Genomic DNA, 12,965 nt, shown 5'->3' with positions numbered 1-12,965 from the left:
GTCCGGGGCGGGGGCCGGACGCGTCAGCCGTTCGGCCCCCTTGGTAAGGGAACGGTAAAGCGGTCCCGCTCGTTCACAGGTCATGACAGCTATGACCCCCGGCTCGAACATCCCGCTCGGAGCCACTCGTGTGACGGTCGACGTCGCCGCCCCGGTGCGGCTCGACGTGTCGGCCCTGCTGCTCACCGCCGATGGCAAGGTGCGCTCCGACGACGACTTCATCTTCTACAACCAGCCTTCGGGCCCGGGCGTCACCTACCGCTCGGGCGGCGGCACGAGCCCCGACGCCATCATGGTCGACACCGCCTCCGTGCCTCCCGGCATCGAGAAGATCGTCGTCACGGCGAGCCCCGACGCCGCGGGTCAGACCTTCCAGGGCATCGAGCCCACGGCCACCGTCCGCAACGCGGACGACAACTCCGTCCTCGCCACCTTCACCCCGCCCCAGCTCGGCGCTGAGACGGCCCTGGTCGTCGTCGAGGTCTACGCCCGCAACGGCGCCTGGAAGGCCCGTGCCGTCGGCCAGGGCTACGCGAACGGCCTGGCGGGCATCGCCACCGACTTCGGAGTCAGCGTGGAGGAGCCGGCGGCGCCCGCCCAGCCCGTCGCCCCGCCCGCGCCGGCGATGCAGCCGCCCGCCGCCCCGCCGGCTCCCACCCTGGCCGCCCCGCCGGCTCCGCCCGCTCCCCCGGCTCCGCCCGCCCCGGTTCCCGGCGCCGGGAAGATCAACCTCGACAAGGGCCGCGTCAGCCTCCAGAAGAACCAGACCGTCTCCCTCGTCAAGGGCGGCCGGCCGCTGCTCTCACAGGTCAAGATGGGCCTGGGCTGGGAGCCCGCCTTCCGGGGCAAGGACATCGACCTGGACGCGTCCGTCATCGCGTACGGCCCGCAGCGCAATCACATCGACAGCTGCTACTTCGGCAAGCTGACGATCCTGAACGGCGCCGTCAAACACTCCGGCGACAACCTCACGGGTGAGGGCGGGGGCGACGACGAGGTCATCGTGGTCGACCTCGGACGGCTGCCCCAGGAGGTCACCGGCCTCGTGTTCACCGTGAACTCCTTCTCCGGGCAGAAGTTCACGGAGGTCGCCAAGGCCTACTGCCGCCTGGTGGACGCCGCCACCGACCAGGAGCTGGTCCGCTTCGACCTCACCGGCGCCGAACCGCAGACGGGCGTCCTGATGGCCAAGCTCATCCGGCAGTTCTCCGGTGAGTGGGAGATGACGGCCATGGGCGACTTCGTCAAGGCCCGCACGGTGCGGAACATGGTGAAGCCGGCGGCCCAGGCCCTCTAGCCGCCGCGGTACGAAACCTGCGGGCTCCCCTTCGTCGGGAGCCCGCGGGGCGGCCGGCCTCCTACGGCCGCAACCCGTGCGTGAGCAGCGACAGATAGCGGCGGATGTGCTCGCCCCGGCCGTCGGCCAGTTCCGAGGCCGTCGCCACCCCGTGCGCGAGGCGCAGCACCTCGATCGGCTCGAGGTCCTCCCGCAGGGTGCCCTCCCGCTGCGCCGCCTCGACCAGGCGCCCCGCCGCCTCCTTCATGGACGTGGCGCACGCCGTGACGGCCACCGAACTGCCGTCCGTGACGGCGGATCCCAGCAGGGCCTTCATCCCGCGCACCTGGATGGTTCCGGCGCAGAGCTCGTTGAGCCACTCCACCAGCGCCTCGCCCGGCGGCAGTTCCTTCGCGAGCTCGTCGGCGCGCGCGGCGATGGCCTCGATCCGGTCGACGTAGGCCGCCTCCAGCAGCGCCTGACGCGTCGGGAAGTGCCGGTAGAGCGTGCCCGATCCGACCCCCGCCCGCTTGGCGATGTCATCGAGCGACGCGTTCTCCCCGTGCTCGGCGAAGGCGACGGCCGCCGCCTTCAGCAGCCGCTCATAGTTGCGACGGGCGTCCGCGCGCATGGGTCTGACCTGCGACATCCAGTTACTCCTTGCGAACCGGGGACCCTCTCCGTATCTTATCGAGCACTAAACGGAGACAGTCCCCGGTTATCTCCGCGGGCGGTTCGCCCTGCCCGCGCACCGTTCCTCCGTGCTGCCCGCACCCGCCCGGGGACGCCGAACCGGGAGAACTCCATGTCCACCCCGTCCGCACCGTCCACGACCGTCGACGCGCTCTCCGCACCACCATCAGCCGCCAGGCTCGGCACCGTCCTCTTCATCGTCGTCACCGCCTACCTGATGGTCGGCGTCGACTCCACCGTCGTCAATGTCGCGCTGCCCGACATCCAGCAGGACCTCCGCTTCAGCCGCACCGGCCTGTCCTGGGTGCTCAACACCTACACGCTCGCCTTCGGCGGACTGCTGCTGCTCGCCGGCCGCATCGGCGACATCGCGGGGCGACGGCGCACCCTCACCGTCGGCGCCCTGCTCTTCGCCCTCTCCTCCCTCCTCGGCGGTCTCGCCACCGACAGCTCCTGGCTGCTGGCGGCCCGCGCGCTCCAGGGCATCGGCGCCGCCCTGATCGCCCCCAGCACCCTCGCCCTGATCACCACCACCTTCCCGGAGGGCCCACGCCGCCACCACGCGCTCAGCGTCTACTCCTCGATGGCCGGTATCGGCGCCTCGCTCGGCCTGGTCCTCGGCGGCATGCTCACCTCCTGGGCGTCCTGGCGCTGGGCCCTGTTGATCAACGTGCCCATCGGTATCGCGGTCGCCGTCGCCCTGCCCCGTTTCGTGGCCGAAACCCCGCGTCGTACGGGGCGGTTCGACACCGCGGGCGCACTCACGGGAACGGCCGGGACGGCCTGCCTCGTGCATGCGCTGATCCGCGTCTCGGAACAGGGCTGGACCGACGCCCGGGCGCTGTTCGGCTTCGGCGCCGCGGCGGCGCTGCTCACGGGGTTCACCCTCATCGAGTCCCGTGCCGGGCAGCCGATCCTGCCGCTGCGTCTGTTCGCGAGCCGCGACCGGGCCGGCGGCTACGCGGGAGTGCTGCTGCTGCCGGCGGGCATGTTCGGCGCGTTCTACTTCCTCACCCTGATCAGCCAACAGGTCCTGCACTACAGCCCGTTGCGCGCGGGGTTCGCCTTCCTGCCGCTCACCCTCGCGATGTTCACCACCGTGCGCGTCGTGCCCCGGCTGCTCACCCGCCTCGGCGTGAAGCCGGTGCTGCTCACCGGCATGGCCCTGCTCGCCGTGGCGACCGGATGGTTGTGGCGGCTGCGGCCCGGCGACGGCTACGCCACCGGGCTGCTCGGTCCGCTGCTGCTGATGGGGCTGGGTGTCGGCCTGAGTTTCATGCCTTTGAACGCGACCGTCCTCGCCGGGATCGGGCCCCGTGAGGCGGGCGCCGCCTCCGGTCTGCTCCAGACCCTGCAGTGGCTCGGGGGCACCCTCGGCCTCTCCGCGCTGGTGACGGTCTACGGCACGGCCACCCGGCACGCGACCGGCTCCCCCGCGCAGATCCTCACCCACGGCGCGGCCCGCGCGTTCGGGGTCGGCTCCCTGATCGCACTCGCCGCGCTGCTGGTCTCGGCGTTCGTCATCACCGGCACCCGGCCGCCGAAGGCGCGCCCGATCCCCTAGAACGCGGCGCCGCACGCGTACGGCGGATGCGGCGCCGCGGATGCGGTCCGGCTCCGTCGGCACATCGGCGCCGGACCGCGTCGACGCGGTCCGCCCCGCTCCCCGCGGGTCACCGCGCGGAGCGGGGCGAGCCGGGGCCGCTCACTCGAGCCACGGCCACCGGCCGTCGCTGCCCCGCTCGATCAGCGACACCATCCGGAACGCGCCGTCCGTCAGGCCCCCGAAGGTGTGCCTGTTGCCACGGCCCGACGGGCCGTGGCCCGCCCGGTACCCGGCGAGGTTCCAGGTGTAGACCGGCACGTGCGACGGCACCTGCTCGGTCGGGTCGCCGTGACGGCCGGGGGCGTACTGCTCGTCGGTGACGATCAGCACCCTGTCGTGGCCGCTGCAGTGGCGGCGGACCGCCCCGGTGGTGTCGGTGCCGCCCAGGTCGCCGAAGCGACCGAGGACCTTCAGCACGGACTCGCCCTTGCGGAATCCCACCTTGTTGCTGCCGGTTCCGAACTCGACGAGGTCCGCGTCCGCCGCCCGCAGCGCGAGCGCCGTTCCGAAGACCGCCGCCGCGTCGGCCCGGGTGAGCTCCGAGCGGTCCGACAGGCGCGAGTAGAACATCGAGCCCGAGCGGTCCACGAGCACCAGTGTGCGGCCGGGCAGCGCGGGCACGTTGGCCAGCGAGTGGCCGAGTGCCTGCTCCAGCGGGTACGACCAGCGCAGCGACGGCGCGTGCCGGTGGGCGGCGAGGTACCGGAACGGGAACTGCCGCGATCGCGCCACCTCGACCGGGTCGCTGATCCGCGCGGCGACCTGTGCGGCCACCTCGTCGGACACCCCGGCCTCGTCGAAGTTCCGCAGGTTCCGCACGAGCGCCATGGTGCCCATGGACGGAATCACGGCCTCCCAGGCCGCCCTGTCCATCGGTCCCTGCAGCCAGCCCGCCAGCGCCTCCCAGGTCATCCCCGCCGCGGCGAGCCGCTCGGCGCCGCCGGGAGCCGTCACGACGGCGCGCCGCTGCTCCACCGGGATCGCCGTCAGCTCGCGGTGCGCCGTGAGCACGGCGTTCGAGGCGGGCGGCAGCGCGGTGTCCGGGTTGTGCCGGCGATCGAGCGCGTACCGGAACAGCTCGCCCTGCCACGGCTTGTCCGGATGGGGCGCCGCGTGCACCAGGTTGAGGACGTCGCCGAAGCGGTAGCCCCTGGAGGCCGTGTCGTACTTCAGCAGCGCCTTGCCGTGGTACAGGCGCTGTACGGCGTCGGCGAGGCCGCGCTTGACCGGCTTGGGTACGTTCCGGCCGTACGTCGAGGTCCAGTACGCGAGCAACTCACCGGGCTCGTCCGGCCGCTGCAGTACGCGGGAGACGACCTGACGGTTGGCGGGGCCCTCGGTCGCACCCGCGTCGAGCCGCGCCTTCACATACTCGGCGGCACCCACGACCGAGGCGGTCCGCAGGTTCCCCTCGCCGCGCAGCCAGCCGAGCAGGCCGGCCGTCCAGGAAGGGTCGGTGACGGCGAGCCGGCGCACGAGGGCGGCGAACCGGTCGTCGCGGTCGGCGCCGGTCTCGTAGAAGGTCCGCTGCGCGACGAAGTTCGAGACGGCGAGCAGGAAGAGCTCCGAGCGCGGGTCCCGCTCGTGGCCGCGGCCGCCCTCGTAGGTACGCAGTACGCGCCCCGTGGACGTGACCCGCGACGTCGGCTGCGGCCTGGCGGCCCTGGTGTTGAATCGTGCCATGCTGAATTCCCCCGAATTCATTTCGTTCCGGAAGGAGGCACGGCAAAGGAAGGGCGCCCGAGTCCAGAAGTCGGCGACGGGCTTCAGTCACATGCTCTGTCCATTGAGCTGCACCGGCCCGCAGCCGATGACGGGATTCGAACCCGCAACCTTCTGACCCCATGAAGTAACCGTTGCCTGCGCACCGGGCACCCATCCTGTGCTGCGCCTCCCGAGATCGAGTCGGCGGCGGCGTGGATTCTTTTTGCAGAAGAAGTAGCCGCGGCCTGCGCACCGGGAGGTGCATGAACTGTGGTGTCCAGAGATCGAGGCCGGCGGAACCGACAAGGTGCTCTGACCCCTGAGCTACACCGGCGCGTGGTGCCGGTGGCGGGACTCGAACCCGCGGCCGCCCCATTATGAGTGGAAGTAGGTCCTGCCTTCGCACCTGGACGTGCATCACTCTAGGAGGCGGGCCGCGGGCCGGGCGAACGAATTAATGTCCGCAGGAGCCGGTCGAGTTGCCGGGAGTTCAGCCGCGCTTCTGGCGCTTCCAGGGCCCGGTGACGGCCACCATGATGCCGGGGTCCTGGATATTGGCGAACAGGGTCTTTCCGTCGGGCGAGAACGTGACGCCGGTGAACTCGCTGTACTCCGGCTCCTCCTCGGTGCCGATGTTCAGGTCGTTGCGGGCGATCGGGTAGGTGCGGCCGCTGTCGGTGGCACCGAACAGATGCTGGACGCCCTCGCCGTCCTCGGCGATGACGAGACCGCCGTAGGGGGAGACGGTGATGTTGTCGGGGCCGTCGAAGGCGCCGTCCTTGGCCGGGTCGGGGTTCACTCCGAGCAGGACCTTCAGCGTGAGGGTCCGGCGCCGGGGGTCGTAGAACCAGACCTGGCCGTCATGCTGGACGGGGCTTTCCTCACGGGCGTACGAGGCGACGATGTACGCACCGCCGTCGCTCCACCACATGCCCTCCAGCTTGCGGGCCCGGGTGACCGCGCCGGCGCCGAACTGGCTGCGGACCGATACCTTCTTGGCGTCGCGGTCGGGGACGTCGACCCAGTCGACGCCGTACACCGTGCCGATCCTCGTGGCGCGGGAGAGGTCGTCGACGTACCGGCCGCCCGAGTCGAAGCACTTGAAGGCCTGGAGCCGGCCCGCCTCGTCCCCGAGGGTGCGCAGCCTGCCGCGTCCGTGGCGGAAGCCCTCCGGCGGGGTCCAGCGGTACAGCAGCCCGTTGGGCCCGGAGGCGTCCTCGGTCAGGTAGAGGTGGCCGCGCTTGGGGTCGACGACGACGGCCTCGTGGGCGTAGCGGCCCAGCGCCTTGACGGGCTGGGGGTGGCGGTTGGCACGACGGTCCTCGGGGTCCACCTCGAAGACGTACCCGTGGTCCTTGGTCATGCCGCCCTGGCCGGCCTTGTCCTCGGTCTCCTCACAGGTGAGCCAGGTGCCCCACGGGGTGCTGCCGCCCGCGCAGTTGGTGGACGTGCCCGCTATGCCCACCCATTCCGCAACGTGGTCGTGGCGGACCTCGACGACGGTGCAGCCGCCGGACGCGGCCGGGTCGTAGACGAGGCCCTCGGTGAGCGGCACCGGATACTTCCAGTCGGCGCGGGGACCCTTGAGCTCGTGGTTGTTGACGAGGAGGGTGGTGCCGCGCGGACCGTCGAAGGTGGCGGTGCCGTCGTGGTTGGAAGGGGTGAACTCGCCCGACTCCAGCTTGGTCTTCCCGCTGTGGGTGATGACGCGGTACCGGAATCCGGCGGGCAGGGCCAGCACGCCCTCGGGGTCGGGGATCAGCGGTCCGTAGCCGACGCCGCCGTGCCGGTCCCCCTCCTGACCGTCGGCGGTCTCGGTGTCGGTGGACGCCAGGGCGCCCGGGGCGGTGGCGAGGGCTCCGACGCTGCCGGCCAGAGCGACACCGGCGCCGGTGAGCGCGGATCGTCGGGCGAAGTCCCTGCGGGTGAGCGACATGCTGTCTCCTGTGGAAGCGGAGTGAGTCGGTCGGGGGGTGGGGCTCGCGGACCTCGTTGCGCGCACACGCTCCCGCTCCCGGCTGAACACCGGCTGAACACCGATCGACGTCGGCGGACGAACTTCTATGAATCCACCAAACGGGCCCCTGGAAGCCACCTCATACGCACCAAGGACCGGCAAGGACGCATCGGCCCCGACCCACCGCGCACCCGCACCGCACGGCGCACGCCGGCGGCCCGACCCCCCGGCATCCAGGCACGGGACGGCCGGCTGCGGTGCAAAACGGCCCTGGGCGCGGCCGCACCCGGCCGCGCCCAGGAGGCGGAAAGGGACGAGGTCCCGTACCGCTCAGCCGCCCTGCTGCGAGCGCGCCTTGAACGCCGCCTTCCGGGCCTCCTTGGCCACCTTCTTGTCCGGGTGCAGGCGCCCCATCGCCTCCAGCACCTCCGCGGTGGCGGGATGGTCCACCCGCCACGCGGTCGCGAAGAATCCGCTGTGCTGCGCCGCCAGCCCCTCCACCAGCGCCCGAAGCTCCGCCGAGTTGCCCTCGGCCGCCAGCTGTGCGGCAAGGGTGTCGATGGTGAGCCAGAAGACCATGGGCTGCGGCGGTGCCGGCACATCGGCCGCTCCGTGCTCGGTCAGCCAGACCCGTGCCAGTCCGCCCAGCTCCGCGTCGTCCAGCACCTCGCGCAGCGCGGTCTCCGCCTCCGCCCCGACCAGGGACAGCGCCTGCTGGCAGCGCAGCCGGCGCAGCGGGGCCCCGGCGTCGACGCCGCGGGCGGCGGCCAGCAACTCCCTGGCCGCGGCGAGCGGTTCGCGGCGGGCCAGCCACTGCTCGGTCTCGGCCTGGGCCGCCGCCGGCGGAAACGCGGACGTGCCGTCGAGCAGCGTGTCCGCGCCCTTGTCCGCCAGCTCACCCACCGCGGGGGCGGACATCCCGGCCTCCTGCAGGCGCGTGCGCATTCCGTACAGTCCGAGCGGGGTCAGCCGCACCATCCCGTAGCGGCTCACGTCCGTCTCGTCCACGGGCGCCGCGGGCTCCTCGTCGAGGTCCGCCATGAGCGCCTCGTCGACCGGCTGGAACTCGACGAGCCCGATCGGTTCGAGGATCCGGAACTGCTCGTCGAGCCGCATCATGGCGTCGGACACATGTTCCAGCACGTCGTTGGTGGGTTCCGTCATGTCGTCGGGGACGATCATCGACGCGGCGAGCGCGGGCAGCGGCACCCGGCCGCCACCGGGCATCTCCTCACCGACGGTCAGCAGATAGAGGTTGGCCAGCACGCCGTCGAGGAACTCGGCCTCCGCCTCCGGGTCCCAGTCGAGGGACGAGAAGTCGATCTCGCCGCCCTCCTCCATGGCGTCGACGAGGTCGTCGAGATCGGGGACGCTCGCGTCGGCCAGCACGGCCTCGAGAGCGTCGAGCCAGACACCGAGCACGTCGCCGGGACTGCCCGAGGTGAGCAGTGCGAGACCTTCCCCCGTGGTGACCGTCCCCTCGTCCTCGTCGACGATCTCGACGAGTCCGCTGTCCACGGCGACCCGCCAGGCCTCGCTCGCGAGTGCGGCGGCGTCCTCGCCGGTCAGCCCGAGCACCTCGGCCGCACCGGGCAGCTGGTCCTCGGCGAGTTCGCCCCCGGCACCGACGCGCGTGCCGGGACCGGCCCAGCGGGCGAGCCGTGCGGCCCGGGAGAGCAGCGGTGTGGCGAGCGCGTCCCGCGCGAGCTCCGCTTCGGAGTGCAGCCGAACCGGCGGCAAGAGGGAGCTGTCTGACATCGGCTGGGTCTCCTTGGGCCTACGTGGTGACCGAGGCGGCGCCTCGGACACAAGCTCAGCCTAGACGGATTTCCACCCATGCCGCCCGGTTCATCTCCCGGTCGGCAGTCATACATGGCCGAAACCTTGACAACTGCCCCACGTACACAGGAGATTGACGCGCGTAGAAGTCGGCGGACAGTTGTTCACCGAGGGTCACCCGGCGCCGTCGGGGGACCGGAGGGCCGGCACTTCTACGCGCGTCGCACCGCCCCGCCGGTCGCGGCCCCGTACTTCACCCTCGTCCCGGCACCCACGTATGTCCCCGGAGGGATTCCGTTGCCGAGCAAGTCTTCCTCGCGCCTCGCCGCGCTCACCGTCGCCGCCGTCTGCACCACCGTCTCCGGCGTGGTGCTCACCACGCCCGCACACGCGGACACCGTGCGCATCCACGACATCCAAGGCACCACCCGGACGTCGCCGCTCGCGGGTCTGAACGTCACGGACGTGGCCGGAATCGTCACCGGTGTGCGCACCTACGGCTCGTCCAGGGGGTTCTGGATCCAGGACCCCGCCCCCGACAACGACCCGGCCACGAGCGAGGGCGTCTTCGTCTTCACGAGCTCCGCCCCGAAGGTGGCCGTCGGCGACTCGGTGACCGTGACGGGCACCGTCTCGGAGTACGTCCCCGGCGGCGCCTCCACCGGCAACCAGTCGCTGACCGAGATCACCAAGCCGACGGTGACGGTGCTCTCCGGCGGCAACGCGGTCCCGGCCCCGGTCGTCGTCGACGCGAGGTCGGTGCCGGACCGGTACACCCCGGCGGGCGACAAGGCCGCGAACGGCTCGATCAACGGCCTCGCCCTGCAGCCGAAGAAGTACGCCCTGGACTACTACGAGTCCCTGGAGGGCATGAACGTCCAGGTCGCCGACACCCGCGTCGTGACCGCCACCGATCCGTACACCGAGCTGTGGGTCACGGTGAAGCCGCACGAGAACGCCGACCGCCGCGGCGGCACGGTCTACGGCTCCTACGACTCCCAGAACACGGGCCGGCTGCAGATCCAGTCGCTCGGCCCGGTCGCCGACTTCCCGACCGCCGATGTCGGCGACACGCTCACCGGCACGACCGCGGGGCCGATGGACTTCAACCAGTTCGGCGGCTACACCCTGGTGGCGAACCGGATCGGCACCCTGAAGAGCGGTGGCCTGCAGCGGGAGACCACGCGCAAGCAGTCGCGCGACGAGCTGGCGCTGGCGACGTACAACGTGGAGAACCTGGACCCGGCCGACACCACCTTCGCGGCCCACGCCTCCGCGATCGTGAACAACCTCCGGTCGCCCGACATCGTCTCCCTGGAGGAGATCCAGGACGACAACGGGGCCACGGACGACGGCACGGTCGGCGCGAGCCGGACGGTGAACACGCTGATCGACGCGATCGTCGCGGCGGGCGGCCCGAGGTACGAGTGGCGCTCGATCGACCCGGTCAACGACCAGGACGGCGGCGAACCCGGCGGCAACATCCGCCAGGTCTTCCTCTTCAACCCGGACAGGGTCTCCTTCACCGACCGCGCGGGCGGCGACTCCACCACCGCCGTCGGCGTCACCGAGGTGCACGGCAAGGCGCAGCTCACCGCCTCCCCGGGCCGGATCGATCCGGGCAGCGCGGCCTGGACGAACAGCCGCAAACCGCTTGCCGGCGAGTTCGTCTTCCGCGGGCGGACCGTCTTCGTGATCGCCAACCACCTCACCTCCAAGGGTGGCGACCAGCCGCTGACCGCGCAGTACCAGCCGCCCGCACGCAGCTCCGAGACCCAGCGCCACCTGCAGGCGACCGAGGTGAACGCCTTCGTCAAGGACATCCTCGCCAAGCAGGGCAACGCCGACGTCGTCACGCTCGGCGACATGAACGACTTCGAGTTCTCCGACACCACGAAGATCCTCGAGGGTCGCGGCGAGCTGTGGTCGGCGATCAAGTCGCTGCCCGGGAGCGAGCGCTACACGTACGACTACCAGGGCAACAGCCAGGTCCTCGACCAGATCCTGGTCAGCCCCTCGATCCGCCGTGGCTGCGACTTCGAGTACGACAGCGTGCACATCAACTCGGAGTTCCACGACCAGATCAGCGACCACGACCCGCAGGTGCTGCGGTTCCGGCCGTAGTTCCGGCCCGCGACCGGGCATGACGACGAGCCCGGCCCCGTCGAGGGCCGGGCTCGTCCGATCCGCCGGGTCAGGCGAACACCTCGTCCAGCCAGCGCTGCCAGGCGGCCGCGTCGGCCTTCGCGTCGGCGCCCGGCGCGAAGTCGTGGATGCTGATGCCGACCGGGGCGCCCCAGTGGTTGCGGCCGAAGACGCGGATGAGCGCGTCGTCGGAGCGCAGCCCGAGGAAGTACGGGTTGTGGTAGTCGACCACCGCATGGAAGAGCCCCTTGTCCGGGCCCCGCACCTCGACCGTGGTCCCCGCGGTGACGTCCTCCGCGAGGCCGAGCCCGCGCACCGCGGTGGTGAGCGCGTCGGGCGCCTTGGACGCCTCGGGACCGTCCAGGGTCGTGAAGACGACCGGACGGGGCGCGAAGTGGGTCAGGTACTCGCGCATGGTGTGCAGGTAGAAGTCGGTGTGCTTGGCGGCGCCGTCGTACTGGTTGTCCCAGTCCTCGACGAAGATGCCGCTGTGCACGTACCGCACCCAGGCGTGCCGCCCGCCCTCGCGCGGCTCGATCGTGTAGTCGAGCTGATTGAGCGTCTGCTCGGCGATGCCCTCCACGTTCGCGACACGGTTGGTGTACCGGTGCGGCGGATCCCAGGTGACGACAGTGGATCCGAAGGGCCCCTTGCCGCCCTCCCGCGGCTCGGGCGCTTCCATCGGCCACAGCCAGCCTCCGGTGCCGGTGGTGAAGGCGTCCCACACCTGCTCGGGTGTGGCGTCGACCTCGAACTCGCGGGCGATCTCGAATTCTTTGGACATGGTGGGCTCCTGCGCGTGAATGGGGCGTGTCAGTCGGTGAGTTCGGCCGGGGGAGGCTGGGGCGGCCGGGACTCGCCGTCCTCGGGTTCGACGGCCCGGTCCTCGTCCGCCCGAGGATCGGGGGCCTGCGGTGCGACCGTGGGGTGAACGGCCACGACGATCCGGTGGTCACGGCCGCCCGCGGCGTCCGGGGCGTCGTACTTGCGGATGAGTGCGCCGACTCCGGCCGTCAGCTCCTGGATGAACGCGGCCCGGTCGGCGGGGGAGGCGAAGCGCACCTCGCCGTCGAGCGCGTAGGTCGCAAGGCGCTTGTGGGCTCTGGCCGCGCCGGTGATCAGCGTGCCCACGTCCCGCACCAGACGGGCGCCGAGGGCGAGCAGCCAGCGGGCGGAGAGCTGGTCGCGGAAGCGGTCCGGGTCGGGCTGCACGGAGGCGAGCGCGAGCGGGCTGATCACGTACGACGCCGCGGTGGCCCGCATCAGCCGCTCGGTGACGTTGCCCTTGCGGCGCTCGCCGGCCAGCACGACCAGGCCGTGCCGCTCCAGTGCCTTCAGGTGGTAGTTCACCTTCTGCCGGGGCAGCCCGACCTTGCCGGCCAGCATGGCGGCCGACGCGGGGCCCGCCGCCAGCTCGGCCAGCAGCCGAGACCTGATCGGATCCAGCGAGACGGCCGCCGCTTCCGGGTCCTCGATCACGGTGACGTCCAACATGGCTCCACCTTCGCACCGAAAACTTTTTTTGTCCAGACCGTGCGAGTTTTCGGTCGAGGGTGTCGTGGGGACACCGCGCGCGTCGGAGGTCGGACCGTCGTACGGTCCGTCGAAGGTCCCGGTGGAGCCGGGCGCGCGCATGCCCCGGTCGACCGGGCGGGGTCCGCGAGAGGGGTGGAACGCCGTGCGCAACGGCGCGGGACATGGCCGCAGGGCACGGCGGCGGGCGAGGCCGGAACCGGCCCGCCGTACGGCCCCGCCCCGGCCCCGGTCGCGGTTCACCGCGTGTTCAGGGCGCGCGGCGACCGCGG

Annotated in this window: 9 protein-coding genes; 3 read left to right on the top strand and 6 right to left on the bottom strand. The window is 71.7% G+C overall.

Features of this window, described 5'->3' with window-relative positions; all coding sequences use genetic code 11:
• Positions 1–91 precede the first annotated feature (91 nt).
• Positions 92–1,297 (top strand): TerD family protein, encoded by a 1,206-nt coding sequence (locus ACSHXN_RS30765; protein ID WP_355130988.1) that lies wholly within the window; start codon positions 92–94, stop codon positions 1,295–1,297.
• 61 nt (positions 1,298–1,358) lie between these two features.
• On the opposite strand, the gene ACSHXN_RS30760 is transcribed toward ACSHXN_RS30765, so the two are convergent.
• Positions 1,359–1,925, bottom strand: a complete 567-nt coding sequence (locus ACSHXN_RS30760) for a TetR/AcrR family transcriptional regulator (protein ID WP_355130776.1) — start codon at positions 1,923–1,925, stop codon at positions 1,359–1,361.
• A gap of 156 nt (positions 1,926–2,081) precedes the next feature.
• Between ACSHXN_RS30760 and ACSHXN_RS30755 the strand changes: the two genes are divergently transcribed.
• Positions 2,082–3,533, top strand: a complete 1,452-nt coding sequence (locus tag ACSHXN_RS30755) for an MFS transporter (RefSeq protein ID WP_438304435.1) — start codon at positions 2,082–2,084, stop codon at positions 3,531–3,533.
• 141 nt (positions 3,534–3,674) lie between these two features.
• Here the strand turns inward: ACSHXN_RS30755 and ACSHXN_RS30750 are convergent, their stop codons facing one another.
• The 3 genes from ACSHXN_RS30750 to ACSHXN_RS30740 all read right to left on the bottom strand — a co-directional run bounded on the left by ACSHXN_RS30750 (position 3,675) and on the right by ACSHXN_RS30740 (position 8,994).
• Positions 3,675–5,258 carry a TROVE domain-containing protein gene (locus tag ACSHXN_RS30750; RefSeq protein ID WP_356110921.1) on the bottom strand — a complete coding sequence of 528 codons (1,584 nt, stop codon included), beginning with the start codon at positions 5,256–5,258 and terminating at the stop codon, positions 3,675–3,677.
• Positions 5,259–5,769: 511 nt separating this feature from the next.
• A complete protein-coding gene (locus ACSHXN_RS30745) occupies positions 5,770–7,215 on the bottom strand; it encodes an alkaline phosphatase PhoX (RefSeq protein ID WP_356110919.1) in 1,446 nt (481 codons plus the stop codon).
• Between the two features lie 351 nt (positions 7,216–7,566).
• A complete protein-coding gene (locus tag ACSHXN_RS30740) occupies positions 7,567–8,994 on the bottom strand; it encodes a hypothetical protein (RefSeq protein WP_438304432.1) in 1,428 nt (475 codons plus the stop codon).
• A gap of 318 nt (positions 8,995–9,312) precedes the next feature.
• Here ACSHXN_RS30740 and ACSHXN_RS30735 point away from each other — a divergent pair, with 318 nt between their 5' ends.
• On the top strand, positions 9,313–11,139 hold the full coding sequence (locus ACSHXN_RS30735; RefSeq protein WP_438304430.1) for an endonuclease/exonuclease/phosphatase family protein: 1,827 nt from the start codon (positions 9,313–9,315) through the stop codon (positions 11,137–11,139).
• A gap of 70 nt (positions 11,140–11,209) precedes the next feature.
• On the opposite strand, the gene ACSHXN_RS30730 is transcribed toward ACSHXN_RS30735, so the two are convergent.
• Complete coding sequence (locus ACSHXN_RS30730) at positions 11,210–11,944, bottom strand: SRPBCC family protein (RefSeq protein ID WP_355130788.1); 735 nt, start codon at positions 11,942–11,944, stop codon at positions 11,210–11,212.
• A gap of 29 nt (positions 11,945–11,973) precedes the next feature.
• Positions 11,974–12,654, bottom strand: a complete 681-nt coding sequence (locus ACSHXN_RS30725; protein WP_355130790.1) for an ArsR/SmtB family transcription factor — start codon at positions 12,652–12,654, stop codon at positions 11,974–11,976.
• Positions 12,655–12,965 lie beyond the last annotated feature (311 nt).

It is taken from the genome of Streptomyces sp. HUAS TT11, from assembly GCF_051553595.1.
Classification (GTDB): Bacteria; Actinomycetota; Actinomycetes; order Streptomycetales; family Streptomycetaceae; genus Streptomyces.
The sequence above is the reverse complement of the archived record's forward strand: the minus strand, read 5'-3'. Positions and strand labels throughout refer to the sequence as shown.

Bases quoted from the DNA above. Each gene is read 5' to 3' on its own strand.
- ACSHXN_RS30755 (WP_438304435.1), top strand. From the start codon at position 2,082: ATGTCCACCCCGTCCGCACCGTCCACGACCGTCGACGCGCTCTCCGCA.
- ACSHXN_RS30725 (WP_355130790.1), bottom strand. From the start codon at position 12,654: ATGTTGGACGTCACCGTGATCGAGGACCCGGAAGCGGCGGCCGTCTCG.
- ACSHXN_RS30730 (WP_355130788.1), bottom strand. From the start codon at position 11,944: ATGTCCAAAGAATTCGAGATCGCCCGCGAGTTCGAGGTCGACGCCACA.
- ACSHXN_RS30740 (WP_438304432.1), bottom strand. From the start codon at position 8,994: ATGTCAGACAGCTCCCTCTTGCCGCCGGTTCGGCTGCACTCCGAAGCG.
- ACSHXN_RS30745 (WP_356110919.1), bottom strand. From the start codon at position 7,215: ATGTCGCTCACCCGCAGGGACTTCGCCCGACGATCCGCGCTCACCGGC.
- ACSHXN_RS30750 (WP_356110921.1), bottom strand. From the start codon at position 5,258: ATGGCACGATTCAACACCAGGGCCGCCAGGCCGCAGCCGACGTCGCGG.
- ACSHXN_RS30760 (WP_355130776.1), bottom strand. From the start codon at position 1,925: ATGTCGCAGGTCAGACCCATGCGCGCGGACGCCCGTCGCAACTATGAG.
- ACSHXN_RS30765 (WP_355130988.1), top strand. From the start codon at position 92: ATGACCCCCGGCTCGAACATCCCGCTCGGAGCCACTCGTGTGACGGTC.